Origin of the sequence: Bradyrhizobium cenepequi (assembly GCF_020329485.1) — a bacterium.
GTDB lineage: Bacteria > Pseudomonadota > Alphaproteobacteria > Rhizobiales > Xanthobacteraceae > Bradyrhizobium > Bradyrhizobium cenepequi.
This window is the reverse complement of sequence record NZ_JAGKJI010000035.1, coordinates 24,994-49,836: the sequence shown is the minus strand read 5'-3', so window position 1 is coordinate 49,836 and position 24,843 is coordinate 24,994. Positions and strand designations below refer to the sequence as shown.

22 protein-coding genes and 4 pseudogenes are annotated in these 24,843 nt (G+C 60.6%); 15 read left to right on the top strand and 11 right to left on the bottom strand.

All coding sequences use genetic code 11. The features are described 5' to 3' along the window. Positions 1–16: 16 nt before the first annotated feature. The 3 genes and pseudogenes from J6497_RS28690 (at position 17) to J6497_RS28680 (ending at position 2,984) form a co-directional block, all read left to right on the top strand. Positions 17–574, top strand: a complete 558-nt coding sequence (locus tag J6497_RS28690) for a hypothetical protein (protein WP_225707617.1) — start codon at positions 17–19, stop codon at positions 572–574. 480 nt (positions 575–1,054) lie between these two features. Further along, positions 1,055–1,633 (top strand): hypothetical protein, encoded by a 579-nt coding sequence (locus tag J6497_RS28685; protein ID WP_225707645.1) that lies wholly within the window; start codon positions 1,055–1,057, stop codon positions 1,631–1,633. 332 nt (positions 1,634–1,965) lie between these two features. Next, positions 1,966–2,984, top strand: a pseudogene (locus J6497_RS28680) (TRAP transporter substrate-binding protein). Between the two features lie 113 nt (positions 2,985–3,097). On the opposite strand, the gene J6497_RS42095 reads toward J6497_RS28680, so the two are convergent. From J6497_RS42095 to J6497_RS28660, 4 genes are all read right to left on the bottom strand, one after another. Next, positions 3,098–3,292: a hypothetical protein gene (locus J6497_RS42095; protein WP_376708284.1), complete on the bottom strand. Its 195-nt coding sequence runs from the start codon at positions 3,290–3,292 to the stop codon at positions 3,098–3,100. Between the two features lie 23 nt (positions 3,293–3,315). Next, on the bottom strand, positions 3,316–3,804 hold the full coding sequence (locus J6497_RS28670) for a transposase (RefSeq protein WP_225707616.1): 489 nt from the start codon (positions 3,802–3,804) through the stop codon (positions 3,316–3,318). Positions 3,805–3,816: 12 nt separating this feature from the next. Next, a complete protein-coding gene (locus tag J6497_RS28665) occupies positions 3,817–4,278 on the bottom strand; it encodes a hypothetical protein (protein WP_225707615.1) in 462 nt (153 codons plus the stop codon). A 123-nt stretch (positions 4,279–4,401) separates the two neighbouring features. Continuing rightward, positions 4,402–4,593, bottom strand: coding sequence for a hypothetical protein (locus tag J6497_RS28660; protein ID WP_225707614.1), 192 nt, complete (start codon positions 4,591–4,593; stop codon positions 4,402–4,404). Positions 4,594–4,746: 153 nt separating this feature from the next. Here J6497_RS28660 and J6497_RS41650 point away from each other — a divergent pair, with 153 nt between their 5' ends. The 4 genes from J6497_RS41650 to J6497_RS28640 all read left to right on the top strand — a co-directional run bounded on the left by J6497_RS41650 (position 4,747) and on the right by J6497_RS28640 (position 6,777). After that, positions 4,747–5,115 (top strand): DUF3551 domain-containing protein, encoded by a 369-nt coding sequence (locus J6497_RS41650; protein WP_225707613.1) that lies wholly within the window; start codon positions 4,747–4,749, stop codon positions 5,113–5,115. 833 nt (positions 5,116–5,948) lie between these two features. Further along, on the top strand, positions 5,949–6,161 hold the full coding sequence (locus tag J6497_RS28650) for a hypothetical protein (protein ID WP_225707612.1): 213 nt from the start codon (positions 5,949–5,951) through the stop codon (positions 6,159–6,161). 218 nt (positions 6,162–6,379) lie between these two features. After that, positions 6,380–6,571: a hypothetical protein gene (locus J6497_RS28645; RefSeq protein WP_225707611.1), complete on the top strand. Its 192-nt coding sequence runs from the start codon at positions 6,380–6,382 to the stop codon at positions 6,569–6,571. Further along, positions 6,568–6,777: a hypothetical protein gene (locus tag J6497_RS28640; RefSeq protein ID WP_225707610.1), complete on the top strand. Its 210-nt coding sequence runs from the start codon at positions 6,568–6,570 to the stop codon at positions 6,775–6,777. The genes J6497_RS28645 and J6497_RS28640 overlap by 4 nt, the downstream gene beginning before the upstream one ends. Before the next feature lie 76 nt (positions 6,778–6,853). Here J6497_RS28640 and J6497_RS28635 read toward each other — a convergent pair. Both J6497_RS28635 and J6497_RS28630 read right to left on the bottom strand, forming a co-directional pair. Continuing rightward, positions 6,854–9,056: pseudogene (locus tag J6497_RS28635) on the bottom strand (molybdopterin cofactor-binding domain-containing protein). Between the two features lie 12 nt (positions 9,057–9,068). After that, a pseudogene (locus J6497_RS28630) lies at positions 9,069–9,911 on the bottom strand (FAD binding domain-containing protein); the annotation flags it as partial. Between the two features lie 555 nt (positions 9,912–10,466). On the opposite strand from J6497_RS28630, the gene dctP reads away from it, so the two are divergent. Genes dctP through J6497_RS28615 form a run of 3 tightly spaced genes read left to right on the top strand, consistent with a single transcriptional unit; the run spans position 10,467 to position 13,422 of the window. Further along, entirely contained in the window at positions 10,467–11,465 is a 999-nt protein-coding gene (gene dctP / locus J6497_RS28625; RefSeq protein WP_225707609.1) for a TRAP transporter substrate-binding protein DctP, read from the top strand. 59 nt (positions 11,466–11,524) lie between these two features. Then, positions 11,525–12,100 (top strand): TRAP transporter small permease, encoded by a 576-nt coding sequence (locus J6497_RS28620; RefSeq protein WP_225707608.1) that lies wholly within the window; start codon positions 11,525–11,527, stop codon positions 12,098–12,100. Further along, positions 12,097–13,422, top strand: coding sequence for a TRAP transporter large permease (locus tag J6497_RS28615; RefSeq protein ID WP_225707607.1), 1,326 nt, complete (start codon positions 12,097–12,099; stop codon positions 13,420–13,422). The genes J6497_RS28620 and J6497_RS28615 overlap by 4 nt, the downstream gene beginning before the upstream one ends. On the opposite strand, the gene J6497_RS41645 is transcribed toward J6497_RS28615, so the two are convergent. Together J6497_RS41645 and J6497_RS28605 are read right to left on the bottom strand one after the other, a co-directional pair. Next, a complete protein-coding gene (locus J6497_RS41645; RefSeq protein WP_312010379.1) occupies positions 13,389–14,045 on the bottom strand; it encodes a DUF1214 domain-containing protein in 657 nt (218 codons plus the stop codon). The two genes, J6497_RS28615 and J6497_RS41645, sit on opposite strands and share 34 nt — an antisense overlap. A 119-nt stretch (positions 14,046–14,164) precedes the next feature. Beyond that, the gene (locus J6497_RS28605) at positions 14,165–14,848 is read right to left on the bottom strand and encodes an integrase core domain-containing protein (protein WP_225707606.1); all 684 of its coding nucleotides are present in this window, start codon (positions 14,846–14,848) and stop codon (positions 14,165–14,167) included. A gap of 394 nt (positions 14,849–15,242) precedes the next feature. Here J6497_RS28605 and J6497_RS28600 point away from each other — a divergent pair. Beyond that, positions 15,243–15,968, top strand: a pseudogene (locus tag J6497_RS28600) (ArdC family protein); the annotation flags it as partial. Between the two features lie 661 nt (positions 15,969–16,629). Continuing rightward, positions 16,630–16,941, top strand: coding sequence for a DUF736 domain-containing protein (locus tag J6497_RS28595; RefSeq protein ID WP_225707605.1), 312 nt, complete (start codon positions 16,630–16,632; stop codon positions 16,939–16,941). Positions 16,942–17,049: 108 nt separating this feature from the next. Here J6497_RS28595 and J6497_RS28590 read toward each other — a convergent pair whose 3' ends face one another. From J6497_RS28590 to J6497_RS28580, 3 genes are all read right to left on the bottom strand, one after another. Beyond that, complete coding sequence (locus tag J6497_RS28590) at positions 17,050–18,186, bottom strand: RHE_PE00001 family protein (protein WP_225707604.1); 1,137 nt, start codon at positions 18,184–18,186, stop codon at positions 17,050–17,052. A gap of 213 nt (positions 18,187–18,399) precedes the next feature. Further along, entirely contained in the window at positions 18,400–18,795 is a 396-nt protein-coding gene (locus J6497_RS28585; protein ID WP_225707603.1) for a type II toxin-antitoxin system VapC family toxin, read from the bottom strand. Beyond that, positions 18,795–19,040, bottom strand: a complete 246-nt coding sequence (locus J6497_RS28580; RefSeq protein ID WP_225707602.1) for a type II toxin-antitoxin system VapB family antitoxin — start codon at positions 19,038–19,040, stop codon at positions 18,795–18,797. The genes J6497_RS28585 and J6497_RS28580 overlap by 1 nt, the downstream gene beginning before the upstream one ends. Before the next feature lie 1,843 nt (positions 19,041–20,883). Between J6497_RS28580 and repA the strand changes: the two genes are divergently transcribed. From repA to repC, 3 genes are all read left to right on the top strand, one after another. Then, on the top strand, positions 20,884–22,098 hold the full coding sequence (gene repA, locus J6497_RS28575) for a plasmid partitioning protein RepA (RefSeq protein WP_225707601.1): 1,215 nt from the start codon (positions 20,884–20,886) through the stop codon (positions 22,096–22,098). After that, entirely contained in the window at positions 22,095–23,114 is a 1,020-nt protein-coding gene (gene repB, locus J6497_RS28570) for a plasmid partitioning protein RepB (protein WP_225707600.1), read from the top strand. Before repA ends, repB begins: the two co-directional genes overlap by 4 nt. 196 nt (positions 23,115–23,310) lie before the next feature. Further along, positions 23,311–24,543: a plasmid replication protein RepC gene (repC, locus tag J6497_RS28565; RefSeq protein WP_225707599.1), complete on the top strand. Its 1,233-nt coding sequence runs from the start codon at positions 23,311–23,313 to the stop codon at positions 24,541–24,543. Positions 24,544–24,843: the final 300 nt, after the last annotated feature.

Here is a 24,843-nt window from a genome sequence, read left to right as displayed (position 1 = left end):
GACGCTCGGACTCGTGATGTTGCAGGCCGATCCCCATGCCTGGCGCCTGGATCGCTCGACACAACTTGTCGCTGTTTCCGATGCGCTCGCCGACGGAATTGCTGCTGCCGGGAAATTGCGGACACGTTTTGTAGATCTCTCGCCGGAGCAGATCGCCCGCGAGCTTGGCCTGCACGTCGAGATGACGGACGACGATCCCATGGTCGGATCGATCTGGCGGTTTGCAGAATACCGACCGCGACCGCCGCGCATTGTGCTCTACAGCCGCGGGCTGAGTCCGCTCGAACGCAACCTCACGCGTTCCCGCGCCGTGCGATTGCTCGGCCGGGCAACGCTACGAGACGTCTTTATCGCCCACGAACTATTCCATCACATCGAAGCCATTCGACCGGACGTTCCGATCGCGCGCCGCTACCAACCTTCCCTTCTTAGAATTGGCAACTGGCACTGGCGCACCGGCATCGGAGCAATGGCCGAGATCGCCGCCGGCGCCTTTGCGCAGTCATTGCTCGACCTGCCCTGCCACCCGAAGGCGTTGGACTTCGTTGCCGTGGATGCCATCGCCGTAACGTAAACTGCGACCGATTTTTCACGCAAGCGAAACGATCAATTCGCCGATTTGCGATGGTTGATCGTTTCCAGAGAGGTGGTCAAACACGGGCCGTTTCAAGTGGATCGGACTCCTCGCCGCCAGGACATGCCATAACCGCTCATTCCGCGAATTGATGAGCCCAAGCGGATCGCACGCTCTCGACACACCTATCCTCCGCTAAAGCGCTCAGCTCGGCGTACTCACATTGGTGGTGTCTAGATTTTCTTTGATCTCTCGGTGCACACGGCGTGCACACGGCGGCTTCTAACTGATTGAAAAACCTAAACCCTCTCTCCAATCCATCACTGGAGCGACTTGCAGCGATGCCCTAGCAGTCTTCGAGCGGAAAGCGCACTCCCGAAAATCAGCCCTGTGACTACCAACTAGTAGGTAACTAAGGATAACATGCGTGTTAAAGCCTTCAAGTCCTTCATCATTGCCGCATCATTCGGCACGTCGCTGATGACAGGCCTTGCATCTTCGTCATCAGCTCAGAACCCGAACGCCCAGCAGGTGCGTCTGCGAGGCAGCATCGTCCAATTCAGCGATGCAGTGCTCACGGTGAAGACACGTGAGGGGCAAACCGTTGATGTCACGCTCGCGCAGGGCTTCAATGTTTCCGGCGTTGCCAGGGCTTCGGTGACCGACATTAAGCCGGGCGACTATGTCGGCATCGCCTCGCTGCCGAAGGCTGCCGGCGGTGATGGCGCCCTGGAGGTGTTGATTTTTCCGCCGGCTCTCAGAGGCGCCGGAGAGGGAAGCTTTGCCTGGGACCTCAAGCCCAACAGCACGATGACCAACGCGACGGTGGCGAATGCGGTGAAGGGGGTGGAGGGACGCAGGGTGACGGTCACCTATCACGGACAACAGAAGACGATCGCCATTCCCGAAGGCACGCCCGTTGTTACCTTCGCTCCGGCGACCCAGGCCGATCTAAAGCCAGGGGCCATTGTCTTCATCTCGGCCGAGAAGGACGCGGATGGCGCGATCGCAGCGCAACGAGTTGTCGTCGGCACCAAGGGCGTCGTCCCGCCCATGTGAGTCGCGACACCACCGGCCGGGCATCGCCCTCGCCCGGCCGTGGCATCTTCGAACTAGCAGGCCCGGAAGGCTGTAGGCTATTATGGACATCCGGCAATGCGCGAGCCACCAGAAATTGTTGTAACGCCCCGCCTTCTCTTACGAAGCCCGGCACCTTCTGATTTGCAGCTCCTGCATGAATGCCAGTCTGGCGATGGCGCTGTATGCCGTCTTCCACCTCAGCTGAAAGCCGATATTGCCGCCGGGCCCGCCCGCTGCAATAAGCGGACATCGCGTGCTGTGCTGCGGCTGATCGCAGTTCACAACAACAAGAAGTTCTAAGGGAGATATCGATGAGCGTTTCACGTCGCGCGCTATTGAAGGCTACCGCCGCCTCGGCGGTGCTGGGCCGCGTTTCGGCCCCCATGGTGGCGCGGGCTCAGGCGGCCGAGTTTTCGTACAAATACGCCAACAACCTCCCGGCCTCTCATCCCATGAACACGCGCGCCAAGGAAATGGCCGCCGCGATCAAGGCCGAGACCAATGGCCGATTTGACCTCCAGATTTTTCCGAACAACCAGCTCGGTTCCGACACCGACACGCTGAGCCAGATCCGCTCGGCGGCATCGAGTTCTTCACGCTATCCGGCCTGATCCTGTCGACCCTGGTGCCGGCGGCCTCGATCAACGGCATCGGCTTCGCCTTCCCGGACTACGACACGGTCTGGAAGGCCATGGATGGCGGGCTTGGCGGCTACGTCCGCGGTGAGATCAAGAAGGCCGGCCTCGAGGTGATGGAAAAGATCTGGGACAACGGGTTCGGCCAGACCACGTCCTCGACCAAGCCGATCAACGGTCCGGAGGATTACAAAGGCCTCAAGATCCGCGTGCCGGTCTCGCCATTGTGGACCTCGATGGTCAAGGCATTCGATGCCGCCCCCGCCTCGATCAATTTCAGCGAGGTCTATTCAGCGCTGCAGACCAGGATCGTCGAGGGCCAGGAGAACCCGCTGGCGATCATCTCGACCGCCAAGCTCTATGAAGTGCAGAAGTACTGCTCGCTGACCAACCACATGTGGGATGGCTTCTGGTTCCTGGCCAACCGCCGCGCCTCGCAGACGCTGCCGGCAGACGTGCAGACCATCGTCGCCAAGCACATCAACGCCGCCGCCGTGAACGAGCGCGCCGATGTGGCCAAGCTCAATGCCGGCCTGCAGCAGGCCCTCGCGGCCAAGGGCCTGGCGTTCAACCAGCCGACCACCGCGCCGTTCCGCGAGAAGCTGAAATCCGCGGGCTTCTACGCCGAGTGGAAGGGTAAATATGGCGAGCAGGCTTGGGATCTGCTGGAGAAAGCCGTCGGCAAGCTGTCGTAGGCTTTAGCGCGAGCCAAGCCGAGCACTCCAAGCCAAGCAATCCCGACCAAAGCGCGTCTGTCATGGCTGTGCTTACCGCAAATCAAATCCGGGCACCTGTGGGTACCGAAAACCTAAACCCGGACGTAGTGGTGGTGGAGTCCGCCGAGGATGGGGGCCGATTTGATGCTTCCGGTCCGCTGAACCCGGCGGGCAACCGGCGCGTCTTTGTCCAACGAGCGGTGCGTTCGGATATCGTTGTAGTAGCGAGCATAATCTCGCAGGATTCGGCGCAGATGCGCCTCGCCCAAGACGACGAAATGATCCAAGCACTCGCGGCGGATCGATCCGATCAACCGTTCGGCAAAGCTGTTCTGCCACGGGAGGCTGGTGCAGTCGGCTTGTCCCGGATGCCCATGGCGCGCAATCGCCGGGTAACGATGGTGCCATAGATACGGTCACGATCGCGAATGAGGTATTTCGGGGCCTGATCCCAAGGAAAGGCCTCAGTGATCTGGCGTGCCACCCATTCGGCGGTCGGATTCTTTGTGACGTTGATCCAGGCCAGGTTTCTGCGGTCTAGCCGGACGATGACGAATGCATAGAGCAGGTCGAAGCCGATGGTGGGAACAACGAACAAGTCCATGGCGGCAATGCCCGGAGCGTGATTACGCAAGAAGATCCGCCATCCCTGATGGGACGGTCCTCGCCGCTTGACCATGTATTTGGCAACGAGGCTGAGCAAGTATTCAATCAGCATCGAGCGAAGTAGAAATACATTCGTTGTCGTAGGTGCTGGCACGTAGAAAATTTCATCGTGGTGGCCGTGAGTGTCGCGCAAAAGAACTACGTTCTACGAGACCGCGGCTGCACCGAATACTTGCCCAGCCTCAACGCTTGATTGAGCGACCTCAAACCCGAGCTTGAGCAGTTCGCGGTGGAGGCGCGGGGCGCGCCCCAAAGTGGGTTCTCGACGCTCATCTGCCGGATCAACGCGCGCAGCCCCACCGCGATCGGCGGCCGCCCTCCCGAGTGAGCGCGATTTCCAACGCCAGTAGCGGCGAAACCCGGCCCGATGCCACCGCACGAGCGTCTCGGGCCGGATGATGGTAAGAACCTGAAGGATAGACGGGAACCAACGATACAGCCGGACAAAGAACCAGCGATCACTGTTCGCGAATTGGATCCGGCCGGGCAGCCTGCGCCGCAAGATAGTCAACTGATGTCGAAGCGCCGCGTTCTCGGCCTCAAGCCTCATCTTTGACTTGAATGGCGAGACCAAGACGGCCAGGACGAAATACAGAAGCCCGATCATTCCGCCAGCTTAGGTGATTCCGTAACGTCATCAACTCGGTCGAGGTTTTCGGTACACACAGGCAGAAAGAGGGCGGCGGCCAGTACGGCACCGCTGAAAGCTGTCCTGCGCATTTGAACCTCCTCACGCCGCATAGTGAAACCCGACCTGCTGCAGTTCCGGAATGGTCGCAACGATTCCGGGAGTCAGCACCACGCCGTCGATGAGGGGGTTGGTGAGTTCGGCGGCCACCGCCTCGTGCGAGGCGTGATCCGGATTCTTGCCGGAGGCGATGAGCTTCGCCGTCACCTCCCAGATCGCGTTATGGCAAGCCATGAAGACGACGCCGCGCTCCTGCAGCGCGGGGATGGTAGGCCGAGGTTTGATTCATCGATTGTATCGATTGGAAAGACACAAACAACGAATTGGATAACTGAATTGGCGGCTCCTATGCTCAGAACATCACGATGAAAAGCAAGGAGACCGATCATGGATCATGTCGCAGTACAAACCCAAATTCACGCGTTTCGGGAAAGCTCAACATCGATCGAGCGGATATTGAGAGGAGAGTTCTCATCACGCTCGACGGCAAGTGTACGGAGTCACAAAACGCGCCCCATTGCCCTCATGGCACTTCTGGCCTTGGCGAACGTTTTTATCGCCGCGGCACCTGCAAGAGCAGAATCATATCCGGTCTGTCTCGCTGGCGAAGAAAGCGGTTCATTGGAGTGCGAATACGCGAGCCTCGAACAATGCCGCGCTACGGCGTCTGGTGGCGTAGGCTATTGCGTTACGAATCCAGCGTACGCCTTTAGTGCATACGCCCGCTATAACAGTAAAGCTAAGCGCCTTCGCTGATCGGCAAGCGAGTGACCTGGCGAAGCAGCGAAACGCCGCGGCGCTGCTCATCGCCCCTCCCCGCGAGCCAAGCGCAAGACAGCAAGGACAGCTCCATCGATTCGCGTAGCAAGAGCCCGTAGTCCCAATGCGCTACAGAGACAAGGGACGAGTGTTGTTGGTTCGAGCCGATGAACAAGCGCGCCACGTCGAAAGCTGCGCCTGCCTAGGCGCGTCGCGCATCGTGACTCATGGATAGGTTGGCATTTGCCGGAGGCAAATTGACATTCACGCGTTGCGGCCAGGTCAGGGATGGACGACGCCGGAGGACATCGCGCAAGTAGTCCAGTTCGCTCCGGAAGCTTTGGTCTCAAGTCGTCGAGCCGAAAGCCGTTGCATAAAACGGCCCACCGCTTGGCTTGAGACAGAAGTGGTCGGCTCCCAAGCGCGAGCCCCTAAACCTTCGTATCATTCCCTGGCCTCTTCGGACGGCCGGCGGACTACCTACGTTCAATTGAGGCGCTGATCGCGATCGTCTTAGGATGCATGAGTAGGAATGTGCACAGGCTCGTGAAGTGTCCCGGTGAAAAAAGGATGATCGACAAACAGCGACGATAGGATCAAGAGGAGACTACAATGCATAACTGCTCCGAAAGTCTTAGATCTGGCAGAGCCGCGCAATGCGCCGCTTGTGATGGCAAGTTTGGTCTCGTCCGGTACTACTCGTGGCGAACTCCACTTTGTTCCAAGAAGTGCCTCGATCGTTTCAGAGCTCGCCGGGCAAGTGACCGCAATTGGCTGTCCTGGCTCAATGTCGCCTTAGACCAGACGCCAGGGAACCGCGCGAGGGCTCTATGACATTCCAGATCTCACAACGCGGCAAGGAATACTTGGAAACCGCGCAGACTTTGCTTCGCGCTGCCCAAACCATGACCGACCGAGCGATTGCGAGTCAGCTTAGGACCCTAGCCGACGACTACCAGCGGCGAGCCGAGAAAGCTTCGCATGTTGATGCGGCCAAGGCACTCGCTCGATCGGCCAAGGCGGAGGGCGAGTGGCGTACATGATCTGGTAGGCAGCTTGGCACTCTAGACTAGCCCGCGGAATAGCCGCCTCGGTTGGGATGACCGGCGCTCGGCCCAGTCGCGAGCTCTTTATACCTTCGTTACGACCTGCGGAGCGTCAAAGTCTAAGCTGATATTCTAGATCTGAATAGAATGATGATAATAATCTCATAGCGTTTTCTAACTGCGGAGTCCTTCTCGAGTCAAAGTCTGGAGCCAATATGGGCGAAGTTATTCGATTTGTCCCGAAGTCTGAGCGCGAGCGAGCCCGCCTAATTCGAGAGGCCCGCGCGATATATGACAGCATCTTTCCGCCGGCTGATCCGATCAGGGAGCAGCGGGAGAGGGCACCGGTAAGTCATACCGCCAGCGGCGCCAATGCGCATCGTAGCGACGGGGTTCTCCTGCCATGATCAAGATCATTGCCGTGCTGTGCAGTCTCTCCTCTCCGGCAAATTGTCACGAGCAGACGGTGACCACCTCGGACTTCGCTGACGCGTCGGTGCAGTTCTGCCTGATGGGCGCGCCGCAGCTTGCCGAGTGGATGACGCAGCATCCCGCGGAGCGCCTGGCGGCATGGCGCTGCGTGATTGGCAAGCAGGATGGCAGGGGAGCTTAGCAGGCCAGGGCGAACGCCTGCAGCCACCAGCTCTCAAGATAAGAGGCGTTCCGCGGCATAGGTCTCCCTCCACCGTCTATGCCTGCACTGGCAAGCTGGCGAGCACCTTGTCAAGTGTGATTGGATAGTCGCGAGTTCGCGCGCCGCAGGCATTGTGGATCGCGTTGGCGACCGCCGCGCCGGCGCCGCAGATGCCGAGCTCGCCAATGCCTTTACTCTTGAGCGGATTGGAGTCTTCGTCCAGCTCCCGAAGAAAAATCGCATCAATGGCGGGAATGTCGGCGTGGACCGGCACGTGGTATTCTGCAAGGTCGTGGTTGACGAAATAGCCAAAGCGCGGATCGAGCACCATTGCTTGCTGCAACGCTGCGCCCACACCGAACACCATGCCGCCGATTGCCTGGGAACGGGCAGTTTTCGCGTTGAGAGCGCGGCCGGCGGTGAAGACACCCAGCATGCGTCGCAGGCGCACTTCACCCGTGTCTTCGTCGACACCAACCTCTGCGAAATGCGCGCCATACGACTGCTGCGAAAAGTCCACACCGTTTCGGCCCGGCTTTATCTCTCCGTCGGCATCAATGCCATCTATGCCTATCAGGTCTGTGAGCTTTACTGATTGTCCGTCCGACGTAAACGTGACCATCGGCGAAATGAGCGGCCGCAGGATCCATCCGCGCCATGCGAGCCAGCTTCTCGCGTAAAGCGGTGCAGGCCTCGAACAATGCGGAGCCGGAACTCGCTGCGCCGAATGAGCCGCCCGAGCCAGCGGCTTCAGGATAAATCGTGTCGCCGAGTTCGACCCGCACCTTCTCAGTCGGCAAGCCCAGCATCTCAGCAGCGATTTGCGCCAGGATGGTATAGGTTCCGGTACCAATGTCGGTCACTGCCATCCGCACCGTGGCGCTGCCGTCCGCACTCAGACGGACATTGGCTCTGGAGAATTTGAGCGGGTTGCCGCGGGTCGCCGCCGCCATGCCGATTCCCACAAGCCATCGTCCATCGCGGACCTGTCCCGGCATCGGGTTGCGCTTGTTCCAGCCGAACAGGCGCGCACCCTCTTTCATGCACGCGACCAGGTGGCGGCTGGAATAAGGGATATGCTTCTCGGGGTCTTCGTGCGGCTCGTTACGAAGGCGAAGTTCAATCGGATCGAGATTGAGCTTGTCAGCAAGCTCGTCCATCGCGCATTCGAGTGCAAGGAGCCCGACAGCCTCTCCTGGCGCGCGCATGGAGGATGCGACCGGAATGTCCAGTGGCGCCAGGCGATGTCGCGTCAAGCGGTTGGGGCCGGTGTACAGCGTGCGAGTCTGCAGCGCGGCTGCCTCATAGGTCTGTTCGCTGGGAAGATTACCGGAGAACACATCATGGCCGATCGCAACGAGACGTCCATCGCGGTCAGAGCCGAGGCGGATGCGCTGAATGGTGTCCGAGCGGTGCGTAGTGATATGAAAGATCTGCTGTCGGGTGAGGGCGGTCTTGACCGGGCGGTTGAGCTGCCGTGACGCAATCGCCGCGAGGATTTCGTCGGCATTGACCCAGAGCTTGCCGCCGAAACCGCCGCCGATGAACGGGCTGATGAGGCGGACGTTCTCCGGTGGGATTTTCAGCGTACGGGCGATGGCCATTTGGCCCTGGTTGAGCATCTGGTTAGCCGTGTGAAGAGTGAGCTTGTCACCTTCCCACATCGCAATGGTGGCGTGCGGCTCCATCATAGCGTGGCTCTGCAGCGGCGTCGTATAGGCAACGTTGAGCTGCACGGGCGCATCCTCGAACGCGCTGGCGAAATCACCGACCGCGCTATCAGCCACCGGGCCATCCTTCTGATGCGGAACGCTCGCCAATTTCAGATGGTTGCGGAGAGTGTATCTGCCGGCCTCTCGCTCGTAGTTGATGTCGATCAGGTAAGCCGCTGCCCGGGCCTGCTCGAAACTGTCGGCAACGACGAAGGCGACCGGCTGCCCGTAACGCGTCACTTCCGGGCCTGTGAGCACCGGATGAGCTTCGCGGTGATTGCCGGAACCTTGCTCGGGCGCATTATGGTGGGTGAGGATCAGTTTGACGCCGGGTGCGTTCTGGGCGGTACGCGTGTCGACCGAGCTGATCTTTCCCTTTCCGATCGATGCTTCCACAACAAAACCATACAGCGCATTCTGCTGCATCTCATAGGCGTAGCGGGCGGCACCAGTGACCTTTGGTCGTCCGTCGATGCGGTCAATCGGTTTGCCAACAATGGTCTCGGCATCAAGTGGGTTTGCGCCGACGGGGGCATTCATTTCCATTGGTGCGCTCTCTCAAGCCTTGGTGATGTCGGCGAGCACGGCATGCAGTGTTCGCCGTGTCAGCGGGATTTTGAAATCGTTGCCGCCGAATCCGCGTGCGCCCTCAAGCACTGCCTCTGCCGCGGCATTGAAGGTGCGAGCGCCGGCCGGCGCATTGGTGAGGCGCTCTTCCGCCTCCGCAACGCGCCACGGCTTGTGCGCCAGTCCGCCAAAGGCGAGGCGGGCGGAGCGGATGCGGCCGCCGACGGAATCGACAATCGCCGCGACCGAGACCAGCGCGAAGGCGTAGGAGGCGCGGTCGCGGACCTTGCGATAGACCTGCACGCCGCTTGGTGGCGGGGGCAGCGTGACTGAAGTGATGATCTCGCCGGACTTCAGCGTTGTTTCGATCTCGGGAGTGTTGCCCGGAAGCCGATGAAACTCTGCGATCGGAATGACGCGCGCCTCGCCATTGCCGTTGACGGTCTCCACCTTGGCATCCAGCGCCCGCATGGCCACCGCCATGTCGGACGGGTTCGTCGCGATGCATCCGCTGCTTGTACCAAGAATAGCGTGGATGCGATTGAGTCCGGCAAGCGCGGCGCAGCCGGAGCCCGGGCTGCGCTTGTTGCAGGGTTTGGTGATGTCATAGAAGTAATAGCAGCGCGTTCGCTGCAGCAGATTGCCGCCAGTGGTCGCCTTGTTGCGAAGCTGGGCGCTGGCGCCGGCGAGCGGCGCCCGACCGAGGACGCCATAGCTGCGGCGGACGCGGGAGTCCGCCGCGAGATCACTGTTGCGCACGAGCGCGCCGATCCGCAAGCCGCCATCCGGCGTCTCCTCGATCTTGTCGAGCGGCAATCGGTTGATGTCAACCAGATCGCCGAAGCTATTCCTAGACTAGGCGCGATCGCCGCGCGGCGCTCAGAGGCTGGGGTCTGTGCCGTTCCAAGGTCGAACCGATCGGGACTGACGATATGGATTGCGCTGCTCATTTCATGCTCGGTCATTTTCGAACGCGACACTTGTTGAAGTAGGCACTCAGATAGTTCGGGTCACTAAATAGGCGTTTAGTGACTTGACGTCCGATTGATGTGTTTCGGCGTGGGGTCTCGACCATGATCGGCGTGGGGTCCCACCATCCGAATTTAGCGAAATCAATGGCTTGAAGGGGGTCCCGACGACGCCGATGGGGGTCACTATTCGATCAGCATTCACAAGGTGCCGACGAGGAAGGCTCGCTTGGTGATCTAAAGACCTTTAGAAAAACGCTCGTTGATCCCACGGTTATGTCGTCATACGGTGCAACGATTGCATGCCGTTATAGGAGCGGGGGGCCTATGACGCTGTGAGCGATTTTGGTTCTCGTTCGGTCGACCAAACGCAGCGGTATATCCGCTGCCAGAAGAGATCGCATGGAGGAGGAAACATAAGATGAGAAATGTATCTATAGTATTGCTCGCTACGGCGACGGCGGCCATCCTGCTGTCGGCGCCGGCTCAAGCGCAAGTCACCCTGAGAGCCTCTCATCAATTTCCGGGCGGCAAAGGCGATCCGCGTGACGAGATGGTGCAGATCATCGCCAAGGAAGGCAAGACCGCCAATGTCGGGCTCGAGATCCAAGTCTATCCGGGCGCCTCGCTATTCAAACCGAACGATCAGTGGAACGCCATGGTCAACGGCCAACTCGACATCTCGTCATTCCCGCTTGATTACGCCAGCGGCAAGGTACGTGCCTTCGGTGCCACTCTGATGCCGGGCCTCGTGCGCAGCCATGACCGCGCCGCGCGCTTAGCGAACTCGCCGTTCATGAAGGACATCAGGGCCAAGATCGAGAAGGCCGGCGTCATCGTGCTCGCCGATGCCTGGCTCGCCGGCGCCGTGGCCTCCAAGAAAGGCTGCATCCGCAGGCCGGAAGACATCAAGGGCGTCAAGATCCGCTCCGCCGGCCCGACTTTCGCGGCCATGTGGCAGGCCGCAGGCGCTTCGATTGTCTCAATCCCCTCCAACGAAGTCTATAATGCGCTGCAGACGGGCGTCGCGGAGGCCACCGATACCTCGACCGGCAGCTTCGTCTCGTTCCGCATCTACGAGCAGGTCAAGTGCATCACCGCTCCGGGCGAAAATGCACTGTGGTTCATGTACGAGCCGGTGCTGATGTCGAAGAAGGCGTTCGCCAAGCTCAACAAGCAGCAACAGGACGTATTGCTCAAGGCCGGCAAGAAAGCGGAAGAATACTTCGCGAAGGAGAGCAAGGGTCTCGACGAAAAGATGGTCAAGACCTTCCAGGACAACAAGGTCGAAGTCGTTACGCTGTCGGCGACCGAGTACCAGGCTTGGCTCGACGTGGCGCAAAAAAGCTCCTACGCCGAGTTCGCCAAGGAAGTGCCCGACGGCAAGAACCTGATCGACGAGGCACTGGCCGTCAAGTAACGCTCCTTCGATAAGGATCGGCCGGCCGTTCGCCGGCCGATCACGGAAGCGGGGCAGCAATGAACATTCTCAATCGACTCACAACGCTGATGTCGCAGGCCTGCGGGATTTTCGCGGCGGCCTTGACGGCGGTCGCGGTGATCATTGTCTGCCAGATGGTATTCATCCGCTATGTGCTCAACGAGAACACGATCTGGCAGACCGATTTCGTCACTTACAGCCTGATTGCGGCCACCTTCATCGGCGCGCCCTACGTACTGTTGACCAAGGGCCACGTGAACGTGGATGTGTTGCCGATCTATCTGAGCGAACGCGCGCGCTACTGGCTCGCCATTTGCGCGATCACGGTCTCGCTGGGCTTTTGCCTGCTGATGACCGTGCTCACCTTTCAATTCTGGTATGAGGCCTACGAAGGCCGCTGGGTGTCCGACACCATGTGGCGCGCGCGGCTATGGATTCCCTATGGCGCCATGCCGGTGGGCTTGGGGATTCTCACGCTGCAGTATGTCGTCGATCTGCTCAATCTGCTCACCGGCCGCGAGCCGCCGTTCGGCATCGAGGTTAACGAGCGCTCCGTCGACCTCCGCTCGCCCGAAAGCGGGACCGAGGTGAACATTCCGGGAGCCGGCACATGAGCCCGTCTGCCCAAGGCGTTCTCGTGCTCTTTGCCACAGTTCTGGTGCTATTGACCGGTGCGCCGGTCGCCTTCGCACTCGGCGCCGTCGGCGTTGCGTTCCTGGTGCTGTTCCAGGGCGTCGATTCGCTGCGGGTTGCGGCGGAGACGCTCTATTCTGGTTTGAATGATTTCACGCTCGTCTCCATTCCGATGTTCATCATGATGGGAGCAGCGATCGGCTCGTCGCCGGCCGGCAAGGATCTCTATGCCGCGCTCGATCGCTGGCTTTACCGGGTGCCTGGCGGGCTGGTGATTTCTAATATCGGCGCTTGCGCGATGTTCGCGGCGCTGACCGGCTCCTCGCCGGCAACCTGCGCCGCCATTGGCAAGTTGGGCATACCGGAGATGCGCGCGCGTGGTTACCCGGACGAAGTGGCAACCGGATCGATCTGCGCCGGTGGCACGCTCGGCATCCTGATCCCGCCCTCGATCACCTTCATCCTTTACGGCATCGCGACCGAGACATCTATCGGTCGTCTGTTCCTGGCTGGGGTGCTGCCGGGCTTGTTGCTGACTGGTCTCTTCATGCTGTGGACGCTGGCCTATATTTGGTACAAGGGCTTCCGTGCATACGAGGCGGGTTTCCGTTTCACCTGGCGCGAGAAGTTCGAAGCGATTCCGAAAGTTGCGCCCTTCCTGGCGATCGTAATCGGAGTGATGTACGTGCTGTATGCCGGCATTGCCACACCGTCGGAAGCGGCAGGCGTCGGCGCCGCGCTGTGCGTGCTTCTGGCGATCGTCATCTACCGGATGTGGAGCCCGATGGCCTGGTGGCAGATATTGCGTTCGACCACGCGCGAGTCGGTGATGATCCTGATGATCATCGCGACCGCCGTTCTGTTCGGCTACATGCTGACCTCGCTCTACATCACCCAGACACTGGCGCAGGCCATTGCCGACGCGCAGCTCAACCCCTGGGTGCTGATGGGACTCATCAACATCTTCCTGCTGGTATGCGGCTGCTTCATTCCGCCCGCCGGAATCATCCTGATGACCGCACCGATCCTGCTGCCGATTATTACGGCCGCCGGTTTCGACCCGGTCTGGTTCGGCGTCATAGTGACCATCAACATGGAGATCGGGCTTATAACCCCGCCGGTCGGGCTGAACCTGTTCGTGGTCAATGCCATAGCGCCGGACGTGCCCACCAAGACGGTGCTGTGGGGCTCAATTCCCTATGTCGCGATGATGATTGTCGGAATCATCATCATGTCTATTTTCCCAAGTATCGCCACATGGTTGCCTGATTACCTGATGGGTGGTGCTGTAGGGCCTAAATGAACAATTCCTTCTTCGGCCAGTAGAGCGCGGTCGCGTACTGCTCGACCGCGACCGCGCAAAATGCGCAGAGCTCTTGGTAAGGCCGACATGGTATGGCGCGAAATAGAAGAGACTTCCGGGCTTGCCGCGCTGCCGGAAGCATAGCGTGTATGAAATAGGACGTCCGTCATTTGGCACTTTTCGGACCTCACGCAATGTGAGACTTGAGTCCGGAATGCGCCAAAAGCTGCCCTCCCCGCGAGGTCGCAGTTTGACCAAAGCTGCCCTCGCAACGAGAACGGCGAACGGCCGAGGGTAGACAGCAGAGTCTTCCTTAACTGTCGGCGCCTCCGCGGGCTCAACTCACAGGCCACGCCTCCGGGAATTTCCAGGTGCCATCGAGGATTTCGGATCGCGGGCGAAACATACGCACCGTGTAATATAATTCCACCCTGGTGTGATCGGCAGGCAGTTGGGTTTTTGCCATCGCAGCCGCCGAACTGGAGGGTGACCGAGCCATCTGGAGCTTGTTTCGCGGTGACGCTGTTTACTGCACAGGCATTGCTTGGATTCGGCTGCAAGTACCCTTCGCCGTTGTAGACAGTGAGTGACCAGAAACCATCGACGGGGATGTCCCTGACCATCAGCTTGTAGATCGTGCTGCCGTCATTGCCGGCCGGCGTGATCAGGAGTAAAGCGCGTCCTTCTCGGGATTGCCACCCCACAGCATTGCGCTTCCGATCAGGTTGTGTGTACCGAAAACTTAAACCCGGGCGTAGCAGTGATGGAGTCCACCTAGGATAGGGAACGGTTTGATGCTCCCGGTCCGCTGAACCGGGCGAGAGACCGGCGCATCTTTATCCAATGACCGATGCGTTCGGACCTCGTTGTAATAGCAGGCGTAGGATCGCAGGATTCGGCGGAGATGGGCCTCACCGAAAACGACGATATGATCCAGGCACTCGCGGCGGATCGACCCGATCAGCCGTTCGGCAAAGCCGTTCTGCCAAGGTGAAACCGGTGCGGTAGGCTTGTCCCGAACGCCCATGGCACGCAATCGACGCGTGACGATGCCGCCATAAATGCGATCGCGGTCTCGGATCATGTAGCCCGGAGCCCCATCCCAAGGAAATGCCTCCGTGATCTGACGTGCAACCCATTCCGCCGTCGGATTCTTTGTGACGTTGACCCAGACGAGGTCTCTGCGATCTATCCGAACGATGACGAATGCATAGAGGAGGTCGAAACCGATCGTCGAGACGACGAAGAAGTCCATGGCGGCAATCTCCGGCGCGTAGTTGCGTAGGAACGTCCGCCATCCCGGGCTGGATGGCCCGCGTCGCTTGACCATGTATTTGGCGACGCTTGACTGCGCGACCTGAAACCCGAGCTTGAGCAATTCGCCGTGGATGCGTGGCGCGCCCCACAGCGGGTTCTCGATGCTCATTAGCCGGATCAGCGCGCGCAGCTCCGCGTCGATCTGCGGCCGCCCTCCCCGTCGACCCGATTTCCAACGCCAATAACAGCGAAAGCCAGCCCTGTGCCAACCTACGAGCGTCTCGGGCCGGATGATCGTGAGGACCTGCAGGATAGACGGAACCCAGCGGTACAGCTGCATCAAGAACCAGCGATCATTGTTCGTAAGCCTCACGCGACCATGGAGCCTGCGCCTCAAGATATTCAACTGATGTCGAAGCGCGGCATTCTCAGCCTCAAGCCGGATCTTCGACTTGAATGGTGAGGTCAAGACCGCCATGACGAAACACAGGAGTCCGAACATTCCACCAGCTTAGGCGATTCCGTCACCTCAGCAACTCGGATAAGGTTTTCGGTACACACAGGTCGCGCGGGGCTTCACATCACCGATCTGGATGACGTTCAAGCAGTCCCTCGAGCTCGGCGGCCATGTCCGCAAAGGTGAGACCGGAACGATGGTGGTCTATGCCAACAAGATCACCAAGACCGAGACCGATGAGCATGGCGACGAACTCGAACGGACCGTTCCGTTCCTGCGCGCCTATACGGTGTTCTGCGTCGACCAGATCGAGAACCTGCCGGATCCCTATTACGGCCGCCCTGCTCCGAGCGTCGCGCCGGCGCGGCGCCTCGCGCAGGTCGACGCATTCTTCGCCAACACAGGAGCGACCATCCGGCATGGCGGTGACGAGGCATTCTTCGCGCCTTCGCTCGATCTCATCCAGATGCCGCCGTTCGAGAGCTTCCGTGACGCCGAAAGCTATGCCGCCACGCTCGCGCATGAATGCGTGCATTGGACGGCGCCGACGCATCGTGCCAATCGCGATCTCAGCCGCTACGCGAAGGACCGCAGCGAACGCGCCCGCGAAGAGCTGGTCGCCGAACTTGGCGCGTGTTTCCTTAGTGCCGACCTTGGCATCGTACCCGAACTCGAGCCGCGCGCCGATCATGCGAGTTACTTGGAATCGTGGCTTGACGTTTTGTCTAACGAGAAGCGCTTTATCTTCTCGGCTGCCGCACATGCGCAACGCGCCGTCGCCTATCTGCACGGCCTGCAGCCGAAGGCAGCAGACGTCGAGAAGGCGGCATGATGAGAGCACGCGCGATTTGCGCCGGCGCTTGCCGGTTATCCGCGATCAGCGTGGAGATTGCAGCCTCTTGTCGGCTGCTCCAGCGCCGCTTTATTCCTCGTCCTGGGTGTCGGACCCGGCAGCGGCCTCGCTTACCTTCCCTCGAGGGGGAACGACGTTTCGGCGTTGCACAGATCGTCACTATGCCGAGCACAAATCTTGTTTGGGGCCTGTGCGTTCACCTTTGCGGGCCAAATGGCTCTTGACGGCCAAGCGGCACGCTTCCCTTCCCGGTTCGGATTTCGACGCGCAAGCCTGAGGGGTTGCCAGATGTCTGCGGTGCTCGGGCGGTTCTGTCGGTGGCGGTTCAAGGTTTCGATGATCGCTATTCGTGTTCCTCGGCCGTTTCGTCCGGCACGCCCACGTCGTCCTCGATTTGGCATGTCTGACCGAAGGACGGCGTCGCTATAGCGCCGCCTCGCTCTTACCCCCGCAACAGCCGGTTACGACTTTCTTCCCCTGGCCGCTTTGCGTCCATTCCTCGCGTAAGACAAGAAAGTCGCGCCCTGGCTGCCCTTTACTGCGTGCCGGCCCCTTCGGGGTGCGGGTCGATCGCCTCCGGTCTGTCGCCAGCCATCGAGGCCGCGATGGGCGCGGCCCAGGAAACTGAAAGGACACGACAATGGCGACCATCGGCACCTTCACCTCCACCGGCAACGGCTTCACCGGCACGGTTCGCACCCTCGCCCTCAACGCCAAGGCCAAGTTGGTGCGGGTCGAGAACCCCTCGGACAAGGGACCCCACTTCCGCATCTTCGCCGGCAATGTCGAGCTGGGCGCCGCCTGGCAGAAGACCGCGAAGGACACCGAGCGCGATTATCTCTCGGTCAAGCTGGACGATCCGAGCTTCCCCGCTCCGATCTACGCCACCCTGATCGAGGTGGAAGGCCAGGACGGTCTCCAGCTCATCTGGTCCCGCCCGAACCGGGACTGAGGGCCAACGCAGCGGTCTCGCCTAAAGGCGGGGCCGCTTCTGCATGGATGACCGAGCACGGCTATCGGGATTTGCTGCATGGCGGAGCGCCGCACTGACGCGGCGAAGCTACAGGATACCCCACGCGCGATAGCGTCCCCGCCCGGTCGCCTCTCGCAAGCCGAGTTCGGCGACAAGATTTTGGGCCGCACGGGGTGTGACCCCGAGCTCGGCCGCGATCATACCGGCCGAGACGATCGGCCGCGTCAGCACGTAATCGAGGAGAGCCGGCAGTTTTGAAGTGGCGCGATGACCGGCGAGCTTGCGAGCGAGCAGGTTTTTGGTCATCAGCCAGCGGTCGTGATCGTTGCGGCCGGCCTCGGCGGCGGCCGTCATCGCCTCGAGCTGCACGCAGAGCCGCGCCGCAACGTCGCGGGGCCGCCGGCGCTCAAGCGGAATGCTCTTTAACCCGGCATGCAGACACGGTAGATGCCAGCGCGCTTTGCCGCGGTCGCGCAACAGCGCCGCGGCAAGCAGGTGGCCGAGCCAAGGCGTGTGCTCGAGCGGTTCAATGGCACGCCAGGCGTCCGCTGCGATCGCCGCCGCCAGGGTCGGCGGCAAACCACGGGTCTGGTCGACCATGGCGCGCCAATCATCCAACCGACCCTCCTCGTCCCAGTCGCGATCGTAAATGAGGGGATCCCGCTCCGGCCGCGAGCGAATCTTATCGGCGAGCGTGCGCTCCGCCCTGGCGTTCGCGGCGTCGACCGCGGCGAAGGCCGCGGCCAGATGAGGATCGGTGTTGATGGCACCAAGCGGCCCTTCGAGACCCACCCCCTCCCGCTCCACGTCCTCGTCGGCCCCAAACCCTTCCCCCTCTTCCTTCCGGTTGCCCTTCTCCTCTTCGCGTGGGCCCCGGCCACGGAGGCCAGCGAGCCCGGTTGCTGACAGCGCCCAATCCGGCTTTGCCTCGGCGATGCGCCGACGGGCGCGAAGCACCACATGAGCCCGGGTCAGCTCGTGTGTGGGGGCGCGGACGTCCATGCCGGCGTCGTGGAGTACGAGGTCGTCGAGGTGGACAAGTTCGCCGTCGAGCCACAGACTGGCGCAGGCATCAGTGAAGTGCATCCGGCTAATCGCGCCATCCCGAATTGGGCTTTTGGCCAGCCGCTCGTCGAGGCGGGCGACGGCATCCTCGGCCGCGGCGAGCGGCCCGGCGAGCTGGGCCCAGGGCACCGGATCGGGGAATTTGTAGCGAGATAGCAAGGTCTTGATAACCTTAAAAGAAGCTGCATAACGGAAGCTAACACGGCTTTAGGTTCCGTCATAGCGGGCCGAACCGTCGGCTTATCGGGGGCAGGTGTATATCGTCGGCACCGGCGAGCCTCTTACGTCGGAGCGCCTGGATCTCCGAACGTCTTGGAGCCTCAGAATCGCTGATTTGCGCCTCTAGCGGGGTACGAAGGGCCGCCCACCGCCTCAGGCGGCCTCGATATCTGTCTGCGGAAAGTCGCCGCCCTTGAACATTAAGGGCTGGCCCAGATGCCGGGCACAAGCATAGGCAAAACAGTCCCCGAAATTGAGACTCGCCGGATGTCGGCCCTTGCCGAACCGGTCGAAGGCGTCGAGTGCGATCCGCGCTGTCTCTGGAGGCACCGCGACCACGGCAATCTCCATCAGCGCAAGATAGCTCTCGACCGCCTCAGCTGCGGCGCTGATCGAAAGATTCAGGACGCGCGCCACCGCGACTGTCGTCTCCCACACCGCCAGTGGCGAGGTCAGGCGAGCTCCGGTCTGCTGTAGCCGCGCCAATAACTCCCGCGCCTCCTCCTCGTCGGTCAGGAGCGCGGTTAGCGCCGAGGCGTCGATGAACATCAATCGTCCCCGTACAGGGTGTCGCGAAATGCCTTGTCAGCCGGTTGGCCCATGGCGGGGTTGCCCCTGGCGCGGAGATCCCGGCAGAATTGGATGCCGAGGTCGACCAAAGATGGCTTGCCCTGCTCGCGCTCAAGCTCATGGGCGAGCGCAGCGTGAACCGCCTCTGTGAGGCCAATTTTTTTCAGCGCGGCGACCTTGCGGGCCAGCGCGTCGGTTTCCGGGTTCTTGATGTGGAAGGCCATAAAGCGCCAATCTAGAATACTTGGTGTATCCCTATATAGCACTGCGGATACACCAACGGAAGGGGCGGCCTCATTGGCCGGATTAGCCAAAGATCATCCTAGACCATCCTAGACTTGGCTAATTCGGGCTCAGGTCCAAGGTGCGAAGGTCGCCGATCGACGCTCGATATATCGAAGCGAGGCAGCGGACCCTCGGAGCGCGAGGGGTGGATTTCTATGGTTAATTCTTTATGACCACCTCCCCTCCCCGTCTCCTGAGGCTTCTTCCGTCAAGGCTGTGTTGGCTGATGCCGATCCTGCCTCGGCCGCCGAGCATCTTGTAGTAGCGGCCCTCGCCTGCGCCTTGTCTGGGTTTGGATTCAGCGGGGCTCGGTCCGTCATGCGACACCGGTCGGGACTTGGCCCCAGCGAACTAGAGTCTGACCGCACTTCACAGGACGCGGGATGTTGTCAGCTGACAACATTCCGTCGGCAATCCCCTTGTTGTCAGCTGACAACAACGCGGTAGCCGAGGTTGGTATCTGGCACGATAGCAAGAGGCGCATTCCGCATGCTCGACCGGCTTGATCGGACGCACGCCATCAGGATCCAATGCTCCACCACCGCGAGATCGGGTTCGTTCGTCCGCCTTTCTGCGCCAATGAAATGCTGCTTTTAGGAGGCCTCGGACCATCCTCTTGATGATCCGGACCGAGGTAGTCGACCGCGAGGTTGTGGTTCTTCCAAATGTGCACGGTGATGGCTTCATCCCCACGCCGGTTGCGATGGCCCAGGGTCCGTCAGCGCGTTTGCGGTCGGCAACACTCGGTTTCCAGTGGGGTTGGCGATGGCGGCGCGTCGTAGCCGAGCAGGATGTGAGCGCTAGGCGGTAGGTTTGTAGAGCATCATTAGTGAGATCCGCCCGGCGCCAGATCGATACACAGCGCGACGAGCCGATCGAAATTTTGGGCCGACCGCACGTTGCCCCTTTCTTGACTTAACGAATCGCACGCTCCCCGGGGAACGAGTGATTGACCAACTGGCCGCCCTGCATTGCTAGAAAGGAATCCCTTCGCAGCGCTGGCCGGCGGTCGGCGTCGCGGCTGACGTTCGGACCTCGGTGTGCCGGGGCAGCGTAAGAGCAAGCGCCGACGACCGGAATGTGCTGGGTCGACTGCTCACACCTGTCCGTCCGACCAGCGAGCGGACACCTTGTGGTGCTCACCTTTGGCTCCGACGAACGGCGCCTCGATGGCGCGCTAGCGCCTCCATAAATCGACTTTATGCCCGCTCACCATCCAACACTTGCGCGCCTGAGCCGCAGACGAGGCGGGGGAGGGGGCTTCGTGCGGGACCATGGGCGCGACCTCGGTCGAGTGGCTGGAGCGAGGCGACATTGCAAGGCGCGATTCTCCGGGCGATCTACCCCGTTGGGAGGGTGTGAAAGAGAGCCGTTAGCGCTCGAATCGATCAACTCTCGTCGAGCGGCGGTGCGTACTATTGGCTCGACCCTCAGGCGAGGGAGTTTGCTGCGCACGGTCGGGAGCGGAAGCCCTCAGTTGAGGCTGCGCGCTGCTGCTTCCCTTGGTGGCGGCATCCCGCGAGCACGGAAGGAAGACTTTGGGGGCATGAGAAACAGCCGACTCATGCTATAGTAGAGGTTCGAACTCCACTCGCTGGAGCCATTGTTGTCAGCTGACAACAGCAAGATAATGCGCCTAAAGGGCTGCTGTCCGCTGTTGAGCACGCTATCTAGCGTTAACTGCTCGTTAACCCTTTAATTCTTGCTCAAATCATAGAATCGTGGCCTTCTCTCAGACGGATATCAGGCGTCAGACGCGCGGAAACCGTCTTGAGAAGGTAGATGACGAGCTTAGCAGAAGATTCGGTGACTATGAGCGAGACTGCCTCTGCGCGGATCTCTCGGCACGCCGGCATTCTGTCCGGTCAGCTTCGCTCGCTCGCGACGACGCTTTTCCCGCCTTCAGCGAGCAAGTCGCTCCGGTCGTTCACTTCAGGGGAGGTTGCGCGAATTGCGGGCGTGTCTGATGGGTACCTTCGGCAGCTTTCTCTCGACGGACTTGGGCCGACCCCAGCGACGGGACTTGGTGGACGCCGATCTTATACGCTGGCCCAGATTCATGAGTTGCGCGGGTATCTTGCCGGCGCGCGGGCCCGAGAGGCATTGGAATTTCTTCCGCGCCGTCGCCCAGGCGACAAGCTTCAGATCATCACCGTCGCAAACTTCAAAGGCGGCTCCGCCAAGACGACGACGGCATTGTATCTTTCGCAATACCTCGCCCTAGCCGGCTTTCGGGTCCTCGCGATTGATCTGGATCCGCAAGCTTCGCTGTCGGCAATGTTCGGGTACCAACCCGAGTTTGACATCGCGGCGAACGAAACCCTCTACGGCGCCATACGATATGACGAACACCGCCGGCCAATGCGCGAGGTCGTTCGGCCGACCTATTTCGATGGGATAGGTCTCGTTCCAGGCAATCTCGAGCTTATGGAGTTCGAGCACACAACGCCTCGAGCAATGGTCGAGCGGCGTGAACGCGGACATGATCTATTCTTTCGCCGTGTCGCCAGCGCCATCGATCAGGTCGCAGACGACTATGACGTCGTCGTCATCGACTGCCCACCCCAGCTTGGTTACCTGACCATGGGCGCGCTAAACGCGGCGACTGCGATGCTCGTGACCATCCATCCTCAGATGGTCGACGTCGCATCCATGAGCCAATTTCTCCTCATGACGTCGGACCTCATGTCCGTCATCGAGGAAGCTGGCGGCCGCCTCGATCACGATTTCATCCGGTATGTCATCACGCGTCACGATCCCAATGACGTGCCCGAAGCTCAAATCGTGGCGCTCCTCCGGACCCTTTTTGGATCGGATGTGCTCCAGGCCACGGTGTGGAAATCGACCGCGATCGCCAACGCCGGCCTCACCAAGCAGTCACTTTATGAGCTGGAGCGCGGCGCCGTAGGGCGGGGCGCCTACGACCGAGCATTGGAATCGGTCGACGCAGTCAATGCCGAAATCGCGCAACTTCTTAAGAAGGTGTGGGGTCGATGAGCAAACGTACTGACACCATCAAGAGTCTTTTCACCGCCCCGCAATCAAACGCGTTGTCAGCTGACAACATGCCCGGTGCGTTGCCGCGGGTCTCGTCGGGCTCAGTCCGCTCGCTGAAAGACTCTTTTTCCGAGGTCGAGAAAGAGAACGAGGAGCTGCGCGACAAAATTGCATCCGGGTCTGTGATCCTTGAAATCGACCCCTCGCTTATCGATCCGTCGCCGCTGGCCGACCGGTTTCGCGACCAGGATGATAGCTCGTTCGAGGCACTTAAGCAGTCGATCGCACAGCGTGGTCAAGAGGTGCCCATTCTCGTTCGGGAGCATCCTGAAGCAAAAGGGCGCTACCAGAGTGCGTATGGTCATCGCCGCGTCCGCGCCACACGCGAACTGGGCATTTCGGTCAAAGCGATCCTGCGAGCGTTGTCAGATGAAGCGCTTGTCGTGGCGCAAGGACTCGAGAACGCACAACGCGAAGATCTGAGCTTCATTGAGCGCGCTACGTTCGCGATGCATATCGAAGATGCCGGGCATAGCCGAGCAATCGCGCAAGATGCGTTGTCGATTGATCGGGCAGAGGCCTCGAAACTCCTTGCTGTCGCTCGATCGGTTCCAGCCGAAGTTGTTCAAGCAATCGGGAAGGCTCCGAAAGTTGGCCGCGGCCGCTGGCAGTCATTCGCTGAATTGATCAAGGATACCGCGGCGCTCGAACGTGTCAGAGCGGCGATCGCTGAACCGAAATTTGCAGAGCGAGAGACCGATGCCCGGTTTCTCGCAGCATTCACAGCGGCAAGCCGTACATCTTCTGCGGGGACATCGAAGGCTCCGCAAGAGAAGCCGGTCTTTTCCGCATCCGGCGACAAGATTGCGCACGTGCGGCAGGCCGAGCGCGAATTGAAGCTTACCCTCGACAAGAATGTCTCGGCGACATTCGCGGCATTTCTTGTCGACCAACTCCCGGCCCTGTTCGACGCCTTTTCCAAGACGAGCGGCGGCCAGGAAACTACCGAGGCCTGACGGCCTCGTCCCGTAAACACGAACCAGGAGCAGACAAGGCAAAAGAAAAGGCCCCCGAAACGGAGTTCCGGAAGCCCTTCTCTTCAAGTTTGGCGACTGACAGAGAATCACTTTCGCGAATCGCAGTCAAGAGTTTCTACGCGATTTTATCGTCGTTTCGGCGAGCAGGTTTCCTTTGCCCAGCTGAGGCAAAGACATGCAGTCACACTCTCCAACGACGCCTTTTGGGCGGCGGTCGTTGACGCTTGCCCATGTGGCAAGCCAAATGATCGCAACAGAACGTCCTCCCGAAAAGATCGTGCACAAATGGAAGATCTTCCACGCCATCTGCACGGCACGGCCGCGCCTTGGTGTGTCGGAGCGCGCGCTGTCGGTGTTAAACGCGCTGCTGACCTTCCACCCTGAGACGGCGCTCACAGGAGAGGATGATCTGATCGTATTTCCGTCGAACCATCAGCTCAGTCGGCGGGCGCACGGCATGCCGGCATCGACGCTGCGACGCCACTTGGCTGTTCTGGTCGACGCGGGACTGATCGTTCGGCGCGATAGTCCAAATGGCAAGCGCTACGCGCGGAAGGACGATGCCGGCGAAATCGAGCTCGCCTTCGGCTTCGATCTGTCACCGCTTGTCGTGCGCTCGGAAGAGTTCGAGAGCCTGGCGGCCGATATCGAAGCGGAAGCCCGCGCACTCAAACTCGTGCGTGAACGGATCACGTTGTGCCGGCGCGACATCGCGAAGATGATTGCAACTGGCATCGAGGAAGGTATCCCAACGCGAAGGGCAGGGCAGGGGCCCGCCGATTGGCAGGAGGTGCATGCCGCCTTCCGCACAATGGTCGCCCAGATTCCGCGCACTGCGACGCGCAAGGAGCTCGAGCCGATCGCCGACGAGTTGTCGCAACTTGCTGACGACGTGCTCAATCTTCTGGAAGCGCACATCAAATCCAAGAATCCGAGCGCCAATGAGTCCCATTCTGAGCGCCACATACAGAATTCAAATACAGATGCCCCTATTGATCTTGAACCTAGCCTTCAAGAAGGCAGGGCCGCGAGAGCTGAGCCTAAACCTCAACCATCGCGAGTCGGGGAAAGTTCGTATCCGTTGGGAATGGTTCTGAGTGCGTGCCCGGATATCGTCGATTACGCGAAAGGTGGGATTTCGAACTGGCGCGATTTCCTCGCCACTGCAGCCGTTGTGCGATCGATGCTGGGGATCAGTCCGAGCGCCTGGGAGGAGGCGCAAACCGTCCTGGGTGAAATGCAAGCGACGGTCGTCGTCGCATGCATTCTGCAGCGTGGCACTGCGATCAGATCTGCTGGCGGCTACTTGCGCGGGCTGACGCGGAAAGCGGAGGTCGGGGAATTTTCCCTTGGGCCGATCCTGATGTCGCAGATTAATTCCCGGCTCCACGAAAAGCGACGAGCTTGAGCGATGGGAAGACCGGGGCTGGGTCGGGTTTCGGCTCGAGCGGGCGTAGCGATGTCCTTCAGCGCAGGTCGGCGATGTTGCCGATCGTACATGAGCCGGTGAAAGCGATGATCGCGGCATCTTCCTCGGCTCTAATTGTCGCTCCCGGTTGCATGGCTGGATACCTAAGATCGTCGATGGGGCGTCAACCAATGGAAGAAAATTTACTTGCCGGATCTATCCGGCAGCGGGGTTCCGATTGGGCTTGTGCGCTCGGCGCCAAAATTCTTTGCCTTCGGCCAGATGCCGAGCGGCGCTTGC